The following is a 21,741-nucleotide window of genomic DNA, read 5'->3' on the forward strand; positions in this document are numbered from 1 at the left end:
CGGGTTGTCATATCGGAGGATTTCATCATCGAACTCGCGCTTTCGGCCGATCGTCCAAGGGAATTTTCACGATTGCTTGGTTCCCGGTGTTCATGGGTCAGATGAGGGTGCCGATATCGCGGGCGACGATATTGTCCAGTGCCCGTTCGGCGACCGCGGCGATGGTCATCGACGGGTTGCAGGCCGCGGTATTACCGGGCATCAGTGCGCCGTCGAGGACGTAAAGTCCGGGTTGGTCGTGTACGCGGCCGTCGAGGTCGCAGACCGCGCCCATGCTCGCCCCACCCAAGGGGTGCCAGGTGGACGGGAACAGCGCGTTGGTATCGAGGAGAATGCCGTCAGGTCCGGCGATGCGGTGCACGGCGGGGCTGATGTGAGCGTTCTGAATGTAGCTGTCCCCGTCGGCGGGCCAGTGCAGGATCGCGTCGTCGCGACCCGAGTCGTAGGCGAAGGCGCCGCGGCTGTCGCTGACTCCGTAACCGACCATCATCGTGCTGCGCGGGTCGAGCGACAGCGGCGGCAGGGACGCCTGGATGACGGTGTGCGCCGAATGCGGATCGTCCCAGTTCTTACTGCCGTAGACCACCGGACCGCCCTGAGGCGCACCGAATTCGGCCGACGGGTCGGTCCAGACGTAGATTCGGTCGGCATTGGTCCCCCACCCCTGCCCGAGTCCGTCGGGGAGATCGGGGATCTGCCCCTTGGCGCCCGCGCGAACCAGCAAGCGAGTCGTGTTGAGGCTGCCCGCGGCCATGATCAGGGTGCCTGCGGTGAGGATCTTGTTCTCGACCACCGCACCGGTGGTGTCCAGGCGCAGCACGTGCACGATCCACCGGCCGTCGGCGCCGCGTTCGACGTCTGTCACCTCGTGCAGCGTCTCGACCTTCACCAGCCCGGTGGCCTCGGCGGCCGCGATGTAGGTGACGTCGACCGAATGTTTGCCACCGTTGTTCACCCCCATCGCCCCGTCACCGTTGGTGTAGGACGGTTTCATCTCCCCGCGCAGTTCGGCAAGCGCGAAATCCCAGTCGATGGGCATGGGGATCTTCGACAGCGGCATACCGGCGCGCTGTACACGTTCGGCGAAAACCCTTGCTGCCCGGTAGTTCTCGCTCGCGACCAATTCGTCGGGAGCCTCGGCCAGTTTCAGCATCCTGGCCACCCGCGGATAGTGCACCCGATCCATCAACGCCCAGTCGAGTCCGGCCGGGAAGTGGGTGTCGAAGACTTCCCTGGTGGGCTGGAGTGACATCCCCTGATAGACCAGGGAACCGCCGCCCAGGCCCGCCGCGCACAGGGCGGTCATGTTCACTCCCGGCACGGCTTCGACCAGGCCGGTATAGGGCTCGAAGATCATGGGGCGGCCGAACAGGTTCGGGCTGGAGCGATACCAGAGAAGTCGTTTGTCCGGAGAGGAGGCCCGGGGGAAGGTTTCGGCGTTGGGGCCGGTGGGCCAGCGCAGTCCACGTTCGAGCACCGTCACCGGCACCCCCGCCTGCGCCAGTCGCAGGGCGCTGACACCTCCGCCGAATCCCGAGCCGATGACCACGACCCTGTGCTCTTCTCTCGTCATCGGGACAGTACTGGGCTGCGCGGCGACCGGGGCAGCCGAACCGACCGAGCGTGCGCCGAGAGCGAGAGCGCCGGCCGCGGCAACACCGCCCAGCAGGGAGCGGCGCGAGAATGCGGGCATCACGAGATCCTTCATATTTATCTGACCAAACAGGCAGAGTGGGTTTGGTTGTTCGGGACTTTCTTACGTTCGGCGAATCGCGTCCGCGGCCACGTGTCGGCCACCCGAAGGTGGAGCGGGTGAGCGGCTACGCAGGAATGGTGGGAGGCGTGTCGGCGGTGTCGGCCCCGACCGCCGACACCGCAGTCGCAGGGCGAATAGACACCATTACGCCGAGCCGTCCTGCCCTCGCGAACTCGCGCTGACTCAGCCGACCCATACGACACGCTCCATGTACGTCACCCGCTTGCTTCATTGCTTCGGTGTGCTCGTTTGCTGTCGACCATGAGGTGCGTCACAGCAAAGCCGTCGTACAGTAACACGGTTACTCACCGTATTCCAGGTGTAGCGCACCACCTGCATCGTCGACTTGCCTGATGGGCCGGTTGAGTAGTCCGGGGTCAGCTCCGCCGTCGCCTGCCGCGGAGATCGAGTGGGCTGACCGATAACCCGTCGGCCGCCCTTCAAGGTCGACTTGCTGGTGATGCGTCTACCCGACCTGGTCGCCGTTCGCGGGCTTAGCTCAACAAAGTTGTGACGACAACGTGCTGTGAGAGATTGTTGAAGTCGACTTGTCGGAAGCCCCATTCCCATCCGACGAGGCGAGGAACCTGATTCGATGCTGATCGGCGTCGACCCACAAGTCCAACCGCACCGCCACTGCGGTCGATCCCGGGATACATTCCGACCTGGGTCGATCCGAATCGACGCAGCGGTGTCAGTTCCAGGGCTGAGCGGAGCGATTCCCGTCAGCGCAGCGGCGAGGTCGAGAAATCCTTGGTGGATGTCGGTGCGGCGTTCCCAACGGACGGCCGAGCGCCGGTATTGGTCCAACGGCCGGCGGTCACCTTGTCGCGGGTGCCACGGCGTGGGATGTTGCCGGTGATCCGTCGTTGCTCGAGTTCGTCCTAGACCCGGGGATAGTCGTAGCCCTTGTCCGCGATCAGGGTCCGGCTTCCGATACAGCCGCACTGCCCGCGCCTACACCTCGTCCGGGTACTTTTTCAGTGCTGCCACGAATGATGCCTTTCGGTCCTATCGGACCACAGTCGGAGCCCTCCGAGAAAGCGAGGCGAATTGTCAGGCTTGGGGCAGAATCACGGCCCGGCCCCGCACCTTCCCCTGGCGAAGATGCTCGTAGGCGGTGGGAGTGTCATCGATGGGATAGGTCTCGGTGTGCACGGAGATGTGGCCCGCCCGCGCCAACTCGAACACCTCCAGCAGTTCGCTTCGGCTGCCCCAGTACGGTGCGGCGACCGCCGCGTCGTAGGGCAGTGAACCGAAACCGACCGGCAGGCTACCGCCGCCGATTCCGACGATCGTCACCCTGCCCTCCACACCGACGCACTTGCCCGCGATGGCGACCGTCGGATCCGCACCAACGAAGTCGAACACCGCCTCCGCGCCCTTCCCGCCCGTCGATCTCCGCACATGCTCGGGCGCGTCGTCATCGGACAGCAACGCATCATGCGCACCCACCTCACGGGCCAGGGCCAGCTTCGCCTCACTCACATCGAGCGCGATGACATGTGCGGAGGTGAGCGCCCGCAACAGCTGAATCGCTATGTGGCCCAGTCCCCCTGCCCCGATCACCACCGCCGTCGATCCGGGGACCAATGTCGGCAATACCGCCTTGATCGCGTGGTAGGGCGTCAACCCCGCGTCAGTGAGCGGAGCCGCGTCCACTGGGTCGAGACCGTCGAGCGGGATCAGGTGCCGATCGCTGTCAACGATCAGGTACTCCGCGATGGCCCCGGGTGCTCCCAGCCCCGGTGGGAAGATCCCCAGTTCACCTGCGCGCAGACAGTAGTTCTCCTTTCCGACCGCGCATTTCGCGCATCGGCCGCAACCCCACGGTCCGTACACGGCCACCTCGTCGCCGACCCGCACTGTCCCGACTCCCGCGCCGAGTTCCACGACTGTGCCGACGCCTTCGTGCCCCAGAGTGAGCGGAAGCGGGAACATCAACTCCTCGGCCTGAAGCCCCATGACAAACATGTCCGAGTGGCACAGACCTGCCGCTGTCACTTGCAGCAACACCTGCCCTGGTCCGGGAGCAGGCTTCGGAATCTCGACGACCTCCGGCGCTGCCCCCACCTCGCGGTACTGCACGGCCTTCATCTGCTCGATCACCAGCGGCTCCTATCCAAGTCGCGCGTACATAACGGCAATCTGCCCGGGCCATTCAGGAATCTGCTCAATGGCAATGGTCTGAATATCGCGCAGCCGTCCATCCAACAGGAGCCGACGCGCCGATGGCCGCAACGTCATTTCGCCGGGTCGTGGGATCACCTCCAGTCGGGTCGAACTTCTGCTCGCGACTGCGCGCGTCAACCCGATCGACGCGGGCATGCGCTGACTGTCGTCGCTCGCCCTGTCGTGGGTAGTCAGCGCGGCGGTGTGATACCGAAGTCCAAGGCCGCGTCGAGCCAGCCCGCGGTCACGATCCGATCGACCACCGAATCATCGGTGACCTTGATCTGGTGAGTCCACTTGCCAGGGTAGGTCTCCGCGACGCTGCCGATCAGCGGATCCGACAGTGGACTGCGGGTGTCGAGGGTCAGCATGAGCAGATCCTGCACGCTGCTTTTCGACCGCGGGACCGGCCACAACCACGCGAACTTCCGGTCGGCGGCATAGGACACCTGGGATTTGGTGATCACCATCGTGATATCGCCGAGCCGCTCGATCCGCGACGCGAGACTGTGAAACAGTCGCAGCGCACCCGGGCGCTCGGCGAAAAGCCGCTCGACGGTGTGCCGTTCGGTGCTCACGTGCCTCCGACCGACCGACTATCCCGGCATCTCAGGCGGGTAGATGTGGTGACACGGCTGTCAGAGTTCCAGCTGTCGGCTGGCGAGCACCGCGCCCAACGACCGTTCGGCAATCGCCGTCGCAGCAGGCCGTGTGCTCGACGTAGTTCAGCGTCGCGAGCAGCCAGACAGACACCCATCACCGCCCGAAACGCGGGATAGGGCCAATAGTAGGCCCGAACGTCACGACCAGCCCGCCGAACAACCCCAGCGTCATCGCCCACGACTACAGAGTATCGCTCCGCGGGGGTCACCCCGTCCGCGATCCGGGAGAAGCCAGCCGATTCAAAATCGGTACCGGATCGCGGCCGGAATAGGTGCCTGCAAGGAGCGGTCCGCTGGAGCGGTCAATGCTTCCCGTTCCGGGCAGGGAGCGGACTGGCCGAAACGTGCCTTCTGGTCGCCGACCAGGGTACTGAAGCCCGAGTCTCAGGTTCGATTCCCCAGAGTGTCGACATCTATGCCTTGACTCGCAAGATCGCCGACCTGCCGCGAAGGAGTACGGGTATCGGTGTGCCGCAGGGAATTCAGCATGCAGTGCCCTGGCCCAGCGGGCCCGGAACTCGACAAAGCAGTATCTCTTGCCTACCTGCAGGGTCTCGCCAGTTTCGGGGCCAACATCCGGTCATCGTGGTGCTGCGCACCACGTCCGATGTTATCGCCGCCTATGAGGCTGCGTCCGCATAGCGCAGAAAGTTGGTCGGGACAAAGACGGCGCATACGCGACCAGGTGCCCAGTCAGCGGCGTGGTAGTCAGCTTCCGCTACCGCCGCCGGTATAAGCGCCACCCAGCAGGCGACGGCGCCGACGGCGCTTGACGTCCAGGTCGGGCCGAGGCTGCTCAGCGGCCGACTGCAGCTCGGGGTCACGCTTGGTTTTGCGGAAAATTCCCACGTCATGCTCCTGTTCGGTAGTGCGATACGAAGCGATCGGCGAAACTCGTTCTCGCCGAGCATTTTCGAATCAGGACGGTGTTGGCTGGCTCACCGATGTCGCGGCGGCGACGATTTCCTGCAGGGCGGCGACGTGCCCGGTGAAGGCGTGCCGCCCACGCTCGGTCAGGTGAGCGCGGACCTTGCGCCGACTGCCGTCCAAACGACGATCAGTGATGACGTAGCCAGCCGCCTCCAGGGTCGCGAGCTGCTTGGACAGGGCCGAATCCGACAGCCCCAGGCGATCTTTGAGGAAGGCGAATTCCGCCCAATCAGCGGCTGCGAGCGTCGCGACCAGCGAGAGCCGGGTGCTGGGGTGGATGAGTTCGTCGAAGCGGGCTTGCGTCACGCGCCGAACCGATGCCGCAGGACACGAAGGACGTCCGGACCGCCGAAGCCGATGATCGCCGCCACCAGCACAGCCGCCCAGATTCCGGGATTGCGGTCACCGTCGGAGTCCAGGACCATCGCCACAGCGATAGTGAGGGCGACAAGCGCGAACAGCATGCCCACGACCACGAACGGGGTGCGACGCCCGGCCACGGCCGCGCTGACGTGCACCTGATCGGTGCGGCGACGCCCGCTGAGCAACCGCGAGGCGACGAACGCATGCCCGGCACCGAAGCTCACAGTCGCGGCGGTGATCAGCCATGCCGGCCCGAGGTCGCCGATCATGCCCAGCATGACCCAGCCGGCAGCCATCGCCCACCAGTACGCGCGCGGCAGCCCGACCTCCTCTGCCACTCGGCTGCGCGCCCGTTCAACCGCCTCCAGCGCGGCTCGCGCCTGGTCCGGAGCAACATTTTCCATAGTCAACTCACTTTCCTGCTTGGAAAGTAAGAGTCCCACTTTCCCGCAAGGAAAGTCAAGACCCGCAAGTCGGGACTCAGACGAGGCATCGGAGCAAATCGCGGCGCCCTGGGGCACCAGTCGAGGAGAAGGTCCAACGTGGATCCGCGGAAACCCGGCGGCCCCTGCACCGAATCCTCGGTACAGCACCAGTTTTCGTCAGTTCGATGGTGCGCCTATGAGAGTGGTCAGCATCCATTGGGCGGCATCGGCTTCGGTGTCGAAGTTCGCCGATGCTGGCCAAGCCCGGACGGCCACGACAGCCGCCAGGTGGCTGGTGCGCGGAAATGAAATGGGACGGCGTCCGCGCGATCGCCCACCGCACCCCGACCGGGATCAGCTTGTGGAGCCGCAACTTACGCGAGAGAAACAACGCCGGGATCATGCCGATGGGCTGCTTCGTCGATGAAGGCGACCTGGTCATCGACGCGATCGTCAACGTCAACGGCTTCCTGGACGTCGGCCTTCTAGGGTGACCGTGGCGGCTGCGCGAGCAGGGCGAGGGTGGGCAGCGGTAGCTGCGCCACCATGGCGAAAGGTTAACGGGCGGGGGACGCATCCCGCGTGAGTGAAACTGCGCCCGACTCGGTCGCACGTGCCGACGTCACGGCGGAGAACGTTCGCCGATAGGCGTCGGGGGTGGTGTCGATTGCCTGCCGGAAGTGCCGGCGAAGTACCGCCCCGCTGCCGAGGCCGACCTCGGCAGCGACGGTGTCGATCGGTAAGTCGGTTCGTTCCAGCAGTTCCTGCGCGCGTCGAACCCGTTGCTGCTGCAGCCACGCGAGGGGGTTGGTGCCGAGTCGTGCCTGGAAGTGTCGATGCAGCGTGCGGGTGCCGAGGTGTGCGCGGTTGGCGAGGTCTTCCACGGTGATCGGCTCGTGCAGATGTGCCAGTGCCCAGTCGAGGACCGGTGATAGTCCGTCTGCGGATCGCCGCGGAACCTGGTGGGAAATGTACTGCGCTTGGCCGCCCTCGCGATGCGGTGGGACGATCAGCAGCCGGGCGATCTTGTTGGCGACCGCGGCACCGAAGTCGCTTCGCACGACGTGCAGGCACAGGTCGTGACCGGCCGCCTTGCCCGCCGACGTGAGAACTCTGCCCTCGTCGACGTACAGCACGCCGGGATCGACCGTCACCGCTGGGTATCGCTGTACCAGGGTGTCCGCGTACATCCAGTGCGTGGTCGCGCGGCGGCCGTCGAGAATCCCCGCGGCAGCCAGAACGAACGCGCCGGTACAAATCGACATCACTCGTGCTCCCCGGTCATAGGCGGCGCGCACGGCGGCCACCAGTGGTCCCGGCGGCCGCAGGTCGGCACAAGCCGGAACAACCACCAGGTCGGCGGTGACGAGATCGTCGTAGGTGTAGGGCGTCGACGCCGCGAACCAGCGGTCGACGCGTGCGCCGGGCGGACTGCAAACCCGAAGGTCATACCAGTCGTCGATGCCGCGCGGCGCCGTGGCACCAAAGATCGCGCACGGCGCGGCCAGCTCGTAGAGGGGCACTCCGTCGGAGATCGCCAAGGCTACGACATTCATGTCTGAAATCATACGCATGATGGCCGATCAGACACTCGTGTCCAGGTAGTCGGGCAGAGAAGTCTGGATGGCATGACCACTGATTCATCGATCGACGCTCCCGCCCGCACCGAGTCGACGGACCCCTACTGCCTTTCCGACGAGACGGCAGCGGCTCTGCTCACCGGTGCGCCGTGGATGCGCTTCGCGTCCATCGGCGACAGCTTGTCCGCGGGTACGAGTGACCCCAGCCCGGGGCACCGGACCTTGCCGTGGCCCGAGCGTGTTCGAGGCGTACTGCAGTTGGTGAACCCCTCGATCGCCTACCTCAACACCGCCGAAATCGGCGCGACGACGCGCAAGGCGGTTGCGACCCAGGCGGAGCGCATCGTCGAGTTCGGACCCGACCTGCTGCACCTGCCATCCGGTGCCAATGACATCTTTCGTCCTGAACCGTCGTATGAACGCATCGAGGACGACCTGCGCGAGCTGTACGGGATCGCGGCAAGCACCGGCGCGACACTGACCGTGTTCACCCTCGTCAAGCGCTTCGTGGTCCCGCGGATCCCCGACTTCGCCGAGCGGGTCAGCCGTGTCAACGCCATCACCCGACAACTGGCCACCGAACACGGCGCCCTCCTGATCGACACCTGGGACCATCCCATCAACAAGCGTCCAGACCTGTTGAGCGAGGACCGGATTCACCTAGCCTCGGCTGGTCAGGCCGTGCTCGCAGCGGAAGTCGTCCGGGCACTCACCAGCGCATTGAACGGTGTTCGATGACGGTCGATGCCGCCGCCGATGCGGCATCGACCGGTACGTCGAATGCCTACGATCGCTCGAACCTCGTTCTCGGACGGGCGTTTTCGCCCCGGAGTACGAACCTGAGGCAGTATCGACATCATCGACAGGTTCCGGTTTATTCGCCCCTACGACGGTGAACCCTTCACTCACGACAAACTCACGTCATCGGGCATCGAATACGCCGAGTATGGATCTGACCAGCACCACCCTCGTGTTGGCGACCGGCGTGTTCTTCCCGCTAGGCCTGGCTGCCTTGACCGAGTCGCTGACCGTCGCCTTCTTCGGTGCCGTGAGCCTCGGTGCGGCGGTGACGATGTCCTCCAAAATGCTCGGCCTCAACAGCTTCGAGTTGACCTTCTCCCACCGTTGAGTACCACGAACGCCAGGTGGAATTCTGCTTCACCTATCTAGAAGGCGGAGAAGAACTTTGCGCGCTCAGATGCCGGTGATGAACTCCGTGAGAGCCGCGGCAGTGACCTCGGGTTGCTCGAAATGTGGGAGATGACCGACGCCTTCGAGGAGGCGGACATCGGCCTGGGAGAACACGTCGGTGACCAGATCGCGGCTCGGCACCGGAGTGATCTGATCGTTGGTGCCCCAGAGGATCTGCAACGGAATACCGCAGGTGTCGAGGTCTCGGTACAGGTACTCGGCGTCGTGGACCGGCACGTTGCGCAGCGCTGACCGCAGTGCCCGCTTGAACCCTCGGTACCGAAGCTCAGGCCGGAATCGTGCTGTCAGATGGGCGATTATGCGATCATCGTCGGAGTATCCCGGTATCCGTGAGATCAACGCGCGATTGCCGATGATCGCGAAAAACGGTCGGCCGATCACGGGCAGCATGGCGATCTTCGGTCCGAGACCGATCGGCACCCCGAACCCGTCCGGGGCGATCATGCACACCCGTGCGACCGATTGCGGGTTGCGTAGGGCGAATTGGGCGGCGATGGGCCCGCCGAACGCCAACGCGACGATCGTGATCGGACGATCCACGCCGAGCCGGTCGAGCAGTTCCAGGATCTGGGACTCGAACAATTCGTAGTTGTAGTCCGCATCTGGCCGATCGCTATATCCCATACCGTAGCGGTCGTATCGGATCACCCGCGCCGATGCCGCGATTCGCTCATACAAGCCGTCCCAAATCCACTGCGGCAGTGTCGCTCCCGCAATGAACAGAACTGGCTCGCCCTCGACTGGACCAGCGAGTTCGTAGTGGGTAATGCCGTGACGCAGACCGACGAACGATCCGGGCGCGTCCCGCCGTGCTGTCGGCCCCATCGGCACCGGCTCGTCGCGCAGATACCTCACCAGCGTCCCCTTACCCAGTGCCATCCTGGCAGCTCCTACTCGAAAATTCCTTGCACAGTCGTTCAATAAACTGTGCCGCTAAGCTAGCACGACTGTTCAAAGAATCCGAAGGATGGGGCGAATGGCACGGCCGGTGGACCACGAACGACGGACCCGTCTCCTCGAAGCCGCGGGCGACTACGTCATCGAGAACGGCTTGTCAGACCTGTCGCTACGACCGCTGGCCCGCGAACTCGGGGTAACAACCACGACCCTGGTGCATCACTTCGGCAGCCGAGACCAACTCCTCACCGCCATCATCGGCCAGGTCCGCGACCGGATGCGCCGAGCCGTCGACCCGCAGGGCGCAACCGACAGCCATCCCCACGCCCTGATGTCCCGAGCGTGGCAGTGGATGTCGGACCCCGAGCACGCACCCCTGTACCGGCTGCTGTTCGAGATCTACGGCAACGCTCTACAGCAGCCGCAGAAATTTCAACCCTTCCTCTCACACATCGTCGAGGACTGGCTGCCCATCCTGACCGACACCTTCGAAGCCGCAGGCGACGACCATGACACCGCGGTTGCCAAAGCCACCCTGGCGATCGCCATCGCCCGTGGCCTGTTGCTCGATTTGCTCACCACCGGCGACACCGACCGCATCACCACAGCATTCGAGACCTCCATGACCGCCCTCAGCCAGCGTGACCACGGATGACAATCAGGTGCGCGAGGCCCTCACTAGCTGGCTATGAGCCAGATTCGAATAAGACCGTCGCGCCGCGGGTTTCACGACGCACCGACAGGGACTCGGCCTAATCCAGCTCCAAGAACTCTCTCGGAGACCACCAGCAAGACGTACTTATCAGTGGTTAGAAATCGGCTACTGGACACAGCGATTGACCACCTCGAGAATGCGCCGAACGGGCGCGCGTCACGTCACACGAACTGACCCGCGCGCACCGGCCACCTTCGAGGTCGGGCAGCTGACACGCGCAGCTTCTACCGTCGCGAGCAATGCGCTCGGCCATCTGGCGCACTCACGCGCGGTTGTCGCCGAATCGTCAGCCGAGATATGGCGCGCTTCGCCCCTCGAGGTAGTGGGTCAGCCTGAGCCGCTGCGTGTGGTGCATGTCGAGGCTATCCAGTTCAGAGGGGGCTACGAACCGCAGCTCTGTGGACTCATCGGAGATGGCGAGGTCGCCCCCTATGATGCGAGCCAGGAAGCACACGTTGAACTGGCGCCGGACCTCACCGTCGCCGTAGGCGATCACGTGACGCGGATCGGTGTAAGTTCCGACGAGACCGGTGATTTCGATGTCGAGTCCGGTCTCTTCCTTGACCTCTCGCACCGCGCAGCCGGGCAGACTGTCGGTGATTTCCATCCCGCCGCCAGGTAACGCCCACAGACCGCTGTCGGTGCGGCGTTGCAGCAGGATGCGGCCGACGTCGTCGCACACCACTGCGGACGCCGCGACCACAAGGCTGTTCGGCTCCGGTGCGGCTGGGTCGTCATAGTATTCGGTACGCGCCATCGGCTCAGCCTTTCACCGGTCGGCCGGTTTGCCAGACCGCGTTGAAACTGTCGGTGTAGGTGTCGAACAGGCCACCGTCGACGGTACGGCGCAGGTGCCAGACGGGTGCACCGTATGCGTTCACACCCCACACGTGGGCATTGACATACATTTCGTCGTCGGCGCGGAAGATGCTGTTATAGAGCGTCGTTGCGTGGGTCCGCAGCTCGATGCCCGGCGTTGCTACCAACGCCCGGTAATGCATCAAGGCCAGACGACAGCGCGATTCGATGCCGTGCCCGAATCTCTCTTCCATGCCGCGTTGTTGGACGTTAGCGCTGTCGGCGTCGCCCACCGCGATCCGTATCGCGCAACCCGCTTCGGCGCGCTCGGTCAACAGATCGTTGAGCCGCGGATACGCCTCGTGGAGGAAGACCGCCGCATAGACCAGGATGTCGATGTGGGCTCGCGCCGGCGCGAGCAGGTTGACGAACATCGACGCCGACACATCTGCTCTCCGGTCGTAGAGGGCAACGAGTTCGGGGCTCACAGCACGCGCCGTGCGAGCCTGCCGTAGGGCAGGCCACAGGGCGTGGACGTCCTCGCCCAAACACTCGGCGGCCTGGATCGCGGTGCGCCGCCGAGGAACTCGACCGAGGGGACCTCAGCCGAATCGGATGATCGACAGCACCCCGACGACCACGCAGTAGACGGCGAAGGGCAGCAGTGTGCGGGTCTGGAAGTACCGCTCCAGGAACCGCACGGCGAGCCACGATGACAGTCCGGACACGATGGCTCCGACGAGCACCGGACCACGGATGCCCGCCGTCGCCGGGCTGATCAGTTCCGGGGTCTGCAATAGTCCCGCGCCCAGAATCGCCGGAGTCGCGAGCAGGAAAGCGAATTTGGCCGCGTGTTCGTGTTCGAGACCGCGCCACAGTCCGCCGACCATGGTCAGGCCCGCCCGGCTGAACCCGGTCAGCAGCGCGCCGAGCTGGGAGAAGCCGATGCCGATCGCGTCACCGAATCCGAGGGCCGCCAGTTGCCGATCGGACTGGCGGCGCGACGGCGCGGTCGCGGTGAGGACCCCGGCACGAGCCTGCCGGTAGGCGAACCGCCGCCCGTATTCCGTCAGCGTCGGCTCGTTGCGGCGGCGTAATCCCTCGCCGACGATCAGCACGATGCCGTTGGCCACCAGAAAGACAGCTGCGCATATCGGTGCGCCGAACAGCGCGTGCAGCGGATGTTGCAGCAACGGACCGAGGATGGCGACGGGAACGGTGGCGACCAGGATCAGCAATGCCAGCCGCTGGGACACGGTGTCGAGGCTCCCCGTCCGCACCGTGGTGACGAAACCGGTGACTATGGCATACCAATCCCGCCGGTAGTGACCGAGCAGCGCGACCGCCGTTCCCACATGTAAAGCCACCACGAACGCCAGATACGGTGTGCCTGTGCTCGACTCGCCCTCGGTCACCAGATGTTGCCAATCGCCCCCGAGCCACGCCGCGATCAACACCGAATGCCCGAGACTCGAGATGGGAAACAGTTCGGTGACACCCTGCACGGCGCCGATCACAGTCGCTTGGAAGTAGGTGAGCATCGCAACGAGTCTCGCATGCGCGCAACGGCTACCCGGAGCAACCCCGGATCGGTCCGATATGCCCGAATCACCTATCCCACAGTAAATTTCGTCCGTTGTGCGTCGATGTCGAACGACGCTACAGCGCTCGGTAAAGAAGGACGCCAGTTTCGGGCTGGCCGTCCGGCGTCTTCAGACGTATCGGCACCGACCATCCCGCCCCGGACCCGATATCGCAGGCCGCGCCGATCGACTGGGTTCAGGTCGGACGTGACGACCATGCCAGCGGTGAACCACCAGGCCCCGCACTGAACTCTTCTGTGCGCGAGGCCATCGCGGGGATGGCGGTCGGTGGCGACGCGGCCGACATCATGCGGCGCTTCCTCGACGGATGGAACCAGGCACAATCCCTGCCCGACATCGCCACCGCGATGGCGGACAACGCAGAGGTCGCGGCGGCGATCGGCCCAGTCACCACAGCACGGTCGATCTCGATCGCCACCGACCTCTACGACACCTACGGCGACTTCGACGACATCCTGAGCACCACACAACTCGACACCCTCGAAAGGCTGCGCCTGCACCCAGACTCATCCGACGGGCGATCACCGGCGATAAGAGCTGGTTTACGGGGGCCAGGACCGGAATAGCAGGTCAGGCCCAGTCATTGACTGGGCCTGACCTGCTATTCCGGTGGAGCGAAGGGGACTCGAACCGCTGACCCCCGCGCAGCGGTTGGTGCTGGAGCTCAGATCGAGTAGCCATCGACTATGACCAGGCGTTTTCCAGTTGCCCATGTTTTTGTGTGTCCTGCCGAGGGCACCAGAATTCTCAGTCAGGCATTGCCGAGTAGGTCACCACGAGTGGGGCGTGATCGGAGAGCCGCTCAGCGGGTGACGGTTCCTTGTCGACAACGACAGACGTGGCGAGGCGGGCGAGACCGGGTGTCGCGAATTGGTGGTCCACTCGCCAACCCACATCCTTGGCGAACGATTGCCCCGCCCAACTCCACCAGGAGAGTGGCCCCGGGCGATCGCCGTGCACCTGTCGCACCACATCGACGAGCCGACGCGTGCCCAGAACCGAACTGAACCACTCGCGGTCGGCAGGCAGGAATCCGTCCATCGTGCGGGCGGCACGCCAGTTGGTCACATCGTGCCGGGTGTGCGCGATGTTCAGATCCCCGGTGAGGACGAACTCGCGTCCCGCGCTCAGCGCCGCGAGCCGGTTCCGGTGCACTTCGCGGGCGAACGCCGCGAGAAACCTCTGCTTGCGTTCGTACTTGACCCCACCATCGGGCCGTTCGCGCATCGATCCCGGGCGCTGGAGATGCGCCGGCAGACCACCCTTGGGGAGATAGAGACAGGCCACCGTCACCGGTCGGTCGGCCAGGTCGACCTCGATATAACGTCCCTGTGCGGCGAACTCACCGAGTCCGCGGGCCCTGGGTGGGTGGGTCACCCACGTCCGCACGGCAGCGGCGGAAACCCTCGTCAGTACGGCCACACCGTTACGACCTGCCACGGAACCCACGTCCACCGCCGCCGAATAGCCCGGGAAGGTGCCCACATCAGATGCGGGACAACGCAACTCCTGCAACGCGACCACATCGACCGACCGCGCCCGCAACCACTCGTCGAATCCACGACGACGTGCCGCGCGGATTCCGTTCACGTTGAATGTGGCGACAGTGAGAGAATCAGCGACCGACGAACCCATGGCAACACTGTGCCGGAGCCCCCCGTCACCCGCTCGGGCAGCTCCGGTACGCGACCTCGGTGGGGCCGGGGAGGTCGGCAAACTGGTTTCCTCGCGCAAGCCGATGGAGGGGACCGTGTGTTCTCGCCTCCCCCCAACGGCACCCGGTTTATCGACGCCGAAGCACTGGCAACGTCGAGGAGGGCACGGCCCGCGAACTGGGCGTTCCGCACGGCTTCCTCGGCGGCATGCGCGAGATCAAGGGCGGAATCATGAACCCCGGGCAAGCTCTTGCGTGGCCTGCGCCGCGCGGTGCTCGCCTCGACCGTGCGGGTCTTCGAGAGTCGAAGGTCGTCGATATCGTCCGCGTCGACCCGGTACCCAGCCTTCGCGAGACGGTCAAAATTTTCAGCCCACGTCTCGATTACTAGCGCACCGAGACGATTTCACCCGATTGACTACTCGCTGGTGGATACCGAGAAGCTCGTGATAGCAGCCAGTAAGACCCCCTTATCGGCGGTCAGGCTGCCTATCGCCCCACCGTGGGCATTCGATCCGCCGATCCCTTTTCCCTGTCCGGTTCTTCAGCCACGCAACGCCGAACGCCCCGAGCTCGCTGGTAATGAGTTCAGGGCGTTCGTGATTGGGTAATCGGCCGCGCACAGGCTTGATGCAAGCTAATGGTTGGCGTTTCACAGTGCACTGGCACGAGCCCGGCACTGTGGAGCCGACCGATTCAGGATCCCCCACCGCATACGTCAACCCACCACCATCGATGCGCTGGCGAGTCAGATGATGTAGGCAGTACTGGATTGCCTGAACGGTCACCCGATAGCGCGGTTGGGGTTGCACCGCGTGAATTTCCTGGCGCCCAAGCGAGAAATTCAGGTTTCATAGAGAGAGGAAGAGCCGCTGACAGGAGACAGGAGCCCGTCGTGCCCTCTTCCGATCCACCCTCGTCGCCGAACCCGGCTAACCACCCGGTCGAGCGAGATGACGGTGCCGCCTCCGACGCGGTCCATGTGATCAGTCCTCGCGACATACCCATACTCAATCCCGCCGCAGCGGCTGCACTCTTGCGTCTTCTGCAGCGGATTCGGCGCTCAGAGCCAAACAACGAGAGTACGGAGAGGCCATGACCCAGATCAGGTTCGCGCTCGCCGGACGCGTCTCGACAGAGGACCAACAAGACCCAGAAGCCTCTCGCAACTGGCAGCTAGGGCGCGCCAATGCGCTGATCGAGCGCCACGGCATGGTTGTCGCCGAGTTCTTCGACATCGGCCAGTCTCACTCGATCCCGTGGAAGCGACGACCCGAGGCCAGCCGACTTCTCGAACTACTCAGCAACCCCGACCGAGGCTTCGACGCGGTCGTGATCGGCGAACCACAACGCGCCTTCTACGGCAACCAGTTCGGACTCACCTTCCCCGTCTTCGCCCACTATGGCGTCCAACTCTGGGTACCCGAAGTCGGCGGACAGATCGACCCGGACTCCGAAGCCCACGACATGATCATGTCGGTCTTCGGTGGCATGTCCAAGGGCGAACGCAATCGGATCAAGATCAGAGTCCGCGCCGCTATGGCAGCACAGGCGCAGATCGAGGGTCGATACCTCGGCGGTCGACCGCCCTACGGATACAGACTCGCCGACGCAGGCCCACACCCGCATCCGGGCAAGGCTGCCGACGGCAAACGATTGCACCGACTCGAACCCGACCCCATCGCAGCACCGGTCGTGCAACGAATCTTCAGCGAATACCTTTCTGGTGTCGGCGTATTCGCGCTCGCGCAGCTGCTCACCTCCGCCGAGATCGATTGCCCCTCAGCACACGATCGTGCACGCAACAGCCACCGCGAAGGGGCGGCGTGGTCGAAAAGTGCCATCCGGGCGATCCTCACTAACCCGCGATACACCGGGTATGCCGTCTGGAACAGGCAACGCAAGCAGGAAACACTCATAGATGTCGAGGACGTCGCCCTTGGCCACGAGACACGACTCACCTGGAATCCGAAGTCGCAGTAGGTGTTTTCCGATCAGCTCGCGCATGAACCGCTGATCGATCGATCGGTGTTCGACCAGGTGCAGCTCCGGTTGGCCTCACGTGGGCCGCAAGCCACAGGTCGGGCGACCCAGCGGCGTAAGCACCCCTACGCTTACAAAGGTCTGTTGTCCCACGAAACCTGTGGTCGCTTGATGCAAGGCACGTGGAATCACGACAAGCCACATTATCGTTGCCGTTATCCCTCCGAGTACGCCATCGCCAACCGGATCGACCACCAACCGTCGGTCTATCTCCGCGAGGATCAGTTGACTGAACCCCTCGACCTCTGGCTAGCCCAGGTCTTCAACCCAGAGCAGATCGAGGTCTCGCTGGCAGCTATGGAGGGCGCACAACCTAACCGATCGCCCGAGCTCGAGACGACGAGACGGCTCATCAGCGATTTCGATCGAAAGCTGGCCCGGTACCGTGATGCGCTCGACGCGGGCGCTGATCCTGTCACTGTCGCAGGTTGAACCAGACAGACACAGGCCGAGCGACAGGTCGCGGCGAACAGGCTCGCGACGTTGGAGCAAACTGCCGGTCAGTATCCGCGACTGACTCGTCGAGACATTCGGGAGCTGGTTGAGGGTCTCGGCGGGATGCTCGCGGCCCTGCGTCGAGCTGAGCCGGACGATAAGAATGTGGTCTACCGCCAGCTCGGGCTCAAACTCACCTATAGAGACAAAACACGGGTGGTGATCGCCGAAGCGACCCCACCCGTGGGCGTACTGGTTGTGTCCGGAGGGGGACACACTCGCTATCCACAACCGTCCGACTCAACGTTGGTCGCAGACAAAATAACGCCGCAATACCCAGTACCAGCCATGCCGATCAGGAAAACCCACTGCGGCACAGTCGGTTCAATGCATACACGCGGCCGCGAATCGGTCGAAGTAGCGTTCGAGCTCATCGGACGTGTCCGGCTGATGAGCTCGGACTACCAGACCACACGTGGTGGACCATTCCGACGGGAACGCTGACGCGGACGTGGCGGGCGCCTCAAACAGCCTGCTCGACCGCGCTGCGACGCGTCGTGCGACAAAGCCGACCACACCGGTCAACGACGCAAGCATCTCTGCGCGGCGTCCCAGCTGCCGCGCTAAGCCTCGGACAATAGTCTGGCTAAATCGGGTGCAGCCGAGGACTTAGCGCAGTTGCGGCGCAAACTGTGGCGAGGGGTCGGGATTGGGCAGCGGAATGCCAGCGAGTCGATTCGGATCGAGTACGGGTGCGAGACGTAGATTTGTCGCTCGGCTGGGGCTCATCCCCGTTCGCGCGGGGAGCACTCATGTGCCCTCGGGTCGTCCTTGTCTGAGCTGGGCTCATCCCCGCTCACGCGGGGAGCACACTAATCCACCCGCACGTTTTGCATGACAACCAACCGATTTACATTCACTTCCAATCAATATCCACCGCCTTCGCGAACACCGACACCTAAGAGCCGCCTGTGCCGCACCCTCGGAGCAAACCTCAGTACCGAGCTTAGGTCTCCGACCGCCACGGACTGTATGCACGCCACCAAGCCCATCTCATAAGCTGACGGCTCGTATCTGACTCGCCCACAAGGAGAATGACGCTATCGCCTGAGATCGAACAGCGCTTGGAAGTCCTGGCCGCGACGAACCGGTCCGCGCCGCAGGGAGGCGGCTGGCTGGTGGCCGGTTTCCAGCGGCAGTGTGTGGTTGATGGTAGTTATAATGGATGTTCCAGACGGCCAGGGCGTTGGTGCGGTGGTATTCACTGGCCCACTCGCGGGCGTAGAGGAATTCCTCGGCCAGGATTCCTGGTTGTAGCGCTCGACTTTGCCGTTGTGGCGGGGTGTAGGGGCTGATGCGTTGATGTCTGGCGCCGAGCAGGATCTTGGCGAAGTCGTGGGCTCGGCAGCAGGAGCCGTTGTCAGTGACGATGCGTTCGATGTGGGTGATGCCGTGCGCGGCGAAGAATGCCCGTGCCGGAACATGAATCCGATAGCTGTGACGGTCTTTTCGTCGGGGAGTGCTTCGCGCTAGGCCAGACGGGAGTAGCCGTCGGCTGCGGAGTGCAGAAAGATGTAGCAACGCGTTCGCCGCGTGCTTTTGCGGCATAGTTGGCCTTGTGCTGGGCGGAGTCTCGGCCGTGGACACGCCAGCCACCGCCGTCTCGGATGCGGTCGACCTTATTGATGTCGACGTGGATCATGTGTCCGGGCCGACGGGCGATGATCGGCCTGCTGGCTCGATTGGTGTCACCGGTCGGGTCGAGGAAGCAACGCCGGTTGAGTCCCAGTCGTACCAAGTGGCGGCCGACGGTGCGCACCGACACGTGCGCGCCCTCGGAGGCCAGCTCGGCCTGGATGCGTCGTGCCGACCATTTCCAGTTCCGGCGCAGGGCCTCGACCGGGGTCACGACCTGTGTCGAGATCGCGGTCGGGCTGCGGTGCCGGGTGGACGAGCGGTCCCCCAACCCGAGGTCGCCATAGCGGCGGAAACGGTTGACCCAATTGGAAGCACACTGGCGTGAGATTCCCATCTCCGCGGCGACATGGGCGGAACTGGCAGCGTCGCACGAGGCGTCGCCGCCTTTCCTCTGACAACGGGGCATTACGGTGAGACACGGTGGGTCTTTGTAGCTGGAGGATAAAGGATTGGCGTTTCTCATCCTGCCGCTGAAAGACCCGCCTCTCAGCTCAGGTCTGGTGGACGTCACCAATGTCATGTCCACAACACCTAGGCGAACTCATAGGTGCCTGCCTACCCTCTTCTGCCAGGGCCGGAAGATGAAGGCCGCCAATGCCAGTGCAACGCCGCATAATACCAAAAAGGATATCCAGATCACAGGATCCAGATGCAGTATCGAGGCTGGGCGATCCAGTCCCCCTTCTACCACAGTCATTTCACGTATGTTGGCCCCAAGGAATCCGACCCATAGGGTCGCGGGAAGCAGGACAACTGTCAACAGTCCAATCACCGTCGCTGTGCGCTGATTTGCCTGAGCGACCCGCGCTTCACCATGGGCGAGATACGTATCCAGCCTGGTCCGCAACCTCTGAATCGCCGACTCGCATTCGCGCAGTTGCGCGCTGATCCCAACACGGCTCCACACTTCCGAGGCGAACGCGTACGGGCGAGTGTCGACCATGAACACACCCTCCGGTGAGGCGGACTCGATCAGGGAGCTCAACCGAACACTTGTCTCGACGAGGATCAGGCTCAAATCTTTCGCGGAGTCAGCAATGCTTCCACCAGGATCTTCGGCATATACCGAACTTATCGTACTGCGGATTTCTTTTATGATACATAAAGCTGCAAGTGTCTCAGCGATGGACTGTCTCGCATAATCGATGATGTCGTCGCCGTGCCCACCCATCAGGCAGCTATGTCCGGTAATCACACCGACCTGCCCGCGCTGCCTGTTCAGTTTCGGCGGAGCTCCAGACACTTGCGTAAAGACCGATTCCCGCGTGACCCGGTCTCGCATCACCAGATTTCTGGTGGTTTCATTAGATCGCTGGTCTCCACCGCCGTCGCCGTTCAGCATCTGGAACCTGATTGGACTGGCTCTGAAGTACTGAAAGTCCTCAGTTGGAATACCGAATTTTTGGTTTAAGTGCGCCGAAATCTGCGTTCTGGCTGCGTGATCGCAGTAGACCGGCTCCCAGCAAAACAAGTCCGGGAGTCGCGAGATCTCCGCAGCCTCCGACTCCGGATCAATATTGTCGACCATTTCACCAACCACGACACCACGTGAGGACACCCAGATATTAAGAGTTATCTCAGAACGCAGGCCGCCTACCTTGACCATTTCTACAGTCGGTGCGGTATATAGCTCCGGCGCAAACAAATACCGAGTCCTGGCGTCGTCGCCGCGAGGAGAAGGCCGATCGAGTGCCAAGGGCTTAGATGTAATGCCCAGCACCTGAAATGAGTGCACCTTCATCTTCCACCGATCTGCTGCAGCCCACGCAACGCCTTTAAGGCGTCCGTCACGGGATATGAGAAAGCAGGTGCTGGCTTCCAGGGCCTATCGAGGTCTACCTCGATTCCTGTGACCAGCGCGTCGCGCCGGTCAACCATTTCACCTATTACAAAAACTTCCCTGTCAGCATTCTCGACTCTGGACTCGAAATCCGCGAGAAGATCGGGGGGGATAGAGAACACCAGTCGCAGATCTCCATGCGGGTGCCCCACCAAATCGTGCACGGAAGGAGGATCCGGATACGCCTTCCCCACTTCTTTCACCAGCTTCGGATCCATTGCAACGGTAAGTCCGGAGGCCCGAGCTAGGTCGTGACAGCATTTGAAAACACAGTCGTTCGCGTCGATCGCCGAAGTTACGCCGGGCATAGAATTCAACATGCGCCCGAAATGCAACTCCGGGAAGCCTCCCAGCAGTGCTTCGCCAAGGGAGAACCTGCCGATGTCGAAATCTACGTTCCCATTGTTCAGTCCCTGTAGGGCGACATTGAACATTCCGAAGACTCCGGATACAACGATTAGGTCACCCGCCAATCCTGCCCGACCACGCGGCGACACACTACGTGTCGTCCCGTTGGCGGCAACCGACAGACTCCAGGGGCCCACTCGAAGATTGTTCCCGTTCGCGATCTCGGCGCCAGCGCTGTCGACAGCCGTCCGAATGCCTAACGCAATGCCTTCCAGATCACCCGGTCGGATTTCGCTTGGAACGGTCAGATCTACGTGAATGCGGACCGCGTCGGCACCGCCTACGGCGAGATCGGAGATCGCCGCAGATACGATCCGGAAGGCCCAGATCGAGATGGGCTCTCCTGGAAGGGCATCCGAGTAATTGCCACCGTCGACGGTCGACAGCCAGCGCTGGTTCTCACTGCACCCAGGCCACTGGTCGTAGTCCTGATCGACCTGACCTGCCAATCCAAGATGTTCTTTGAGCGTGTCGATACGCCGCCACTCCCGCGTCACACCTCGCACTTGAAACCCTCCAGCTCTTGCGACTGATCAGCGACCCCCGCAC

The 21,741-nt window shown here is 63.5% G+C and carries 24 protein-coding genes; 8 read left to right on the forward strand and 16 right to left on the reverse strand.

All coding sequences use genetic code 11. From position 1 onward, the window contains the following. Positions 1-97: 97 nt before the first annotated feature. The 6 genes from OHS03_RS13855 to OHS03_RS13880 form a co-directional block, all read right to left on the reverse strand. A complete protein-coding gene (locus OHS03_RS13855) occupies positions 98-1,693 on the reverse strand; it encodes a GMC oxidoreductase (protein ID WP_328663111.1) in 1,596 nt (531 codons plus the stop codon). A 1,119-nt stretch (positions 1,694-2,812) separates the two neighbouring features. After that, on the reverse strand, positions 2,813-3,853 hold the full coding sequence (locus OHS03_RS13860; RefSeq protein WP_328664226.1) for an NAD(P)-dependent alcohol dehydrogenase: 1,041 nt from the start codon (positions 3,851-3,853) through the stop codon (positions 2,813-2,815). A gap of 266 nt (positions 3,854-4,119) precedes the next feature. After that, positions 4,120-4,506 carry a DUF5655 domain-containing protein gene (locus OHS03_RS13865; RefSeq protein WP_328663112.1) on the reverse strand — a complete coding sequence of 129 codons (387 nt, stop codon included), beginning with the start codon at positions 4,504-4,506 and terminating at the stop codon, positions 4,120-4,122. Between the two features lie 792 nt (positions 4,507-5,298). After that, positions 5,299-5,439, reverse strand: coding sequence for a hypothetical protein (locus OHS03_RS13870; protein WP_328663113.1), 141 nt, complete (start codon positions 5,437-5,439; stop codon positions 5,299-5,301). A 69-nt stretch (positions 5,440-5,508) separates the two neighbouring features. Then, a complete protein-coding gene (locus OHS03_RS13875) occupies positions 5,509-5,826 on the reverse strand; it encodes a transcriptional regulator (protein WP_328663114.1) in 318 nt (105 codons plus the stop codon). After that, positions 5,823-6,287 (reverse strand): hypothetical protein, encoded by a 465-nt coding sequence (locus OHS03_RS13880; protein ID WP_328663115.1) that lies wholly within the window; start codon positions 6,285-6,287, stop codon positions 5,823-5,825. The genes OHS03_RS13875 and OHS03_RS13880 overlap by 4 nt, the downstream gene beginning before the upstream one ends. Positions 6,288-6,559: 272 nt before the next feature. Here OHS03_RS13880 and OHS03_RS13885 point away from each other — a divergent pair, with 272 nt between their 5' ends. Then, a complete protein-coding gene (locus OHS03_RS13885) occupies positions 6,560-6,802 on the forward strand; it encodes a hypothetical protein (RefSeq protein ID WP_328663116.1) in 243 nt (80 codons plus the stop codon). Between the two features lie 63 nt (positions 6,803-6,865). Here OHS03_RS13885 and OHS03_RS13890 read toward each other — a convergent pair whose 3' ends face one another. Further along, on the reverse strand, positions 6,866-7,864 hold the full coding sequence (locus OHS03_RS13890; protein WP_328663117.1) for a helix-turn-helix domain-containing protein: 999 nt from the start codon (positions 7,862-7,864) through the stop codon (positions 6,866-6,868). A gap of 72 nt (positions 7,865-7,936) precedes the next feature. On the opposite strand from OHS03_RS13890, the gene OHS03_RS13895 reads away from it, so the two are divergent. Both OHS03_RS13895 and OHS03_RS13900 read left to right on the forward strand, forming a co-directional pair. Further along, a complete protein-coding gene (locus tag OHS03_RS13895) occupies positions 7,937-8,626 on the forward strand; it encodes an SGNH/GDSL hydrolase family protein (protein ID WP_328663118.1) in 690 nt (229 codons plus the stop codon). Between the two features lie 208 nt (positions 8,627-8,834). After that, positions 8,835-9,017 (forward strand): hypothetical protein, encoded by a 183-nt coding sequence (locus OHS03_RS13900; protein ID WP_328663119.1) that lies wholly within the window; start codon positions 8,835-8,837, stop codon positions 9,015-9,017. 65 nt (positions 9,018-9,082) lie between these two features. Here OHS03_RS13900 and OHS03_RS13905 read toward each other — a convergent pair whose 3' ends face one another. Next, on the reverse strand, positions 9,083-9,979 hold the full coding sequence (locus OHS03_RS13905) for an alpha/beta fold hydrolase (RefSeq protein ID WP_328663120.1): 897 nt from the start codon (positions 9,977-9,979) through the stop codon (positions 9,083-9,085). Positions 9,980-10,076: 97 nt separating this feature from the next. Here OHS03_RS13905 and OHS03_RS13910 point away from each other — a divergent pair, with 97 nt between their 5' ends. Continuing rightward, positions 10,077-10,652 carry a TetR/AcrR family transcriptional regulator gene (locus OHS03_RS13910; RefSeq protein ID WP_328663121.1) on the forward strand — a complete coding sequence of 192 codons (576 nt, stop codon included), beginning with the start codon at positions 10,077-10,079 and terminating at the stop codon, positions 10,650-10,652. A gap of 346 nt (positions 10,653-10,998) precedes the next feature. On the opposite strand, the gene OHS03_RS13915 is transcribed toward OHS03_RS13910, so the two are convergent. From OHS03_RS13915 to OHS03_RS13925, 3 genes are all read right to left on the reverse strand, one after another. Then, complete coding sequence (locus tag OHS03_RS13915) at positions 10,999-11,469, reverse strand: NUDIX hydrolase (RefSeq protein WP_328663122.1); 471 nt, start codon at positions 11,467-11,469, stop codon at positions 10,999-11,001. Positions 11,470-11,473: 4 nt separating this feature from the next. Continuing rightward, a complete protein-coding gene (locus OHS03_RS13920) occupies positions 11,474-11,998 on the reverse strand; it encodes a hypothetical protein (RefSeq protein WP_328663123.1) in 525 nt (174 codons plus the stop codon). Between the two features lie 114 nt (positions 11,999-12,112). Then, positions 12,113-13,051 (reverse strand): undecaprenyl-diphosphate phosphatase, encoded by a 939-nt coding sequence (locus OHS03_RS13925; RefSeq protein ID WP_062989239.1) that lies wholly within the window; start codon positions 13,049-13,051, stop codon positions 12,113-12,115. A 299-nt stretch (positions 13,052-13,350) separates the two neighbouring features. Here OHS03_RS13925 and OHS03_RS13930 point away from each other — a divergent pair, with 299 nt between their 5' ends. Then, positions 13,351-13,680: a hypothetical protein gene (locus tag OHS03_RS13930; RefSeq protein ID WP_328663124.1), complete on the forward strand. Its 330-nt coding sequence runs from the start codon at positions 13,351-13,353 to the stop codon at positions 13,678-13,680. A gap of 181 nt (positions 13,681-13,861) precedes the next feature. Here the strand turns inward: OHS03_RS13930 and OHS03_RS13935 are convergent, their stop codons facing one another. Next, complete coding sequence (locus OHS03_RS13935) at positions 13,862-14,749, reverse strand: exodeoxyribonuclease III (protein WP_328663125.1); 888 nt, start codon at positions 14,747-14,749, stop codon at positions 13,862-13,864. Between the two features lie 227 nt (positions 14,750-14,976). On the opposite strand from OHS03_RS13935, the gene OHS03_RS13940 reads away from it, so the two are divergent. From OHS03_RS13940 to OHS03_RS13950, 3 genes are all read left to right on the forward strand, one after another. After that, on the forward strand, positions 14,977-15,159 hold the full coding sequence (locus OHS03_RS13940; protein ID WP_328663126.1) for a hypothetical protein: 183 nt from the start codon (positions 14,977-14,979) through the stop codon (positions 15,157-15,159). A gap of 704 nt (positions 15,160-15,863) precedes the next feature. After that, positions 15,864-16,751, forward strand: coding sequence for a recombinase family protein (locus tag OHS03_RS13945; protein WP_328663127.1), 888 nt, complete (start codon positions 15,864-15,866; stop codon positions 16,749-16,751). Continuing rightward, positions 16,752-17,243 (forward strand): hypothetical protein, encoded by a 492-nt coding sequence (locus OHS03_RS13950; protein WP_328663128.1) that lies wholly within the window; start codon positions 16,752-16,754, stop codon positions 17,241-17,243. 1,056 nt (positions 17,244-18,299) lie between these two features. Here OHS03_RS13950 and OHS03_RS34710 read toward each other — a convergent pair. Genes OHS03_RS34710 through OHS03_RS13965 form a run of 4 tightly spaced genes read right to left on the reverse strand, consistent with a single transcriptional unit; the run spans position 18,300 to position 21,689 of the window. Next, the gene (locus tag OHS03_RS34710) at positions 18,300-18,734 is read right to left on the reverse strand and encodes an integrase core domain-containing protein (RefSeq protein ID WP_407942512.1); all 435 of its coding nucleotides are present in this window, start codon (positions 18,732-18,734) and stop codon (positions 18,300-18,302) included. Further along, positions 18,667-19,464 (reverse strand): helix-turn-helix domain-containing protein, encoded by a 798-nt coding sequence (locus OHS03_RS13955; protein WP_407942483.1) that lies wholly within the window; start codon positions 19,462-19,464, stop codon positions 18,667-18,669. The genes OHS03_RS34710 and OHS03_RS13955 overlap by 68 nt, the downstream gene beginning before the upstream one ends. Positions 19,465-19,485: 21 nt before the next feature. Next, positions 19,486-20,685 (reverse strand): CorA family divalent cation transporter, encoded by a 1,200-nt coding sequence (locus OHS03_RS13960; RefSeq protein WP_328663129.1) that lies wholly within the window; start codon positions 20,683-20,685, stop codon positions 19,486-19,488. Then, positions 20,682-21,689: an AIR synthase related protein gene (locus OHS03_RS13965; protein ID WP_328663130.1), complete on the reverse strand. Its 1,008-nt coding sequence runs from the start codon at positions 21,687-21,689 to the stop codon at positions 20,682-20,684. Before OHS03_RS13965 ends, OHS03_RS13960 begins: the two co-directional genes overlap by 4 nt. Between the last annotated feature and the right edge of the window lie 52 nt (positions 21,690-21,741).

This window comes from Nocardia salmonicida (assembly GCF_036142455.1).
Lineage (GTDB): Bacteria > Actinomycetota > Actinomycetes > Mycobacteriales > Mycobacteriaceae > Nocardia > Nocardia salmonicida.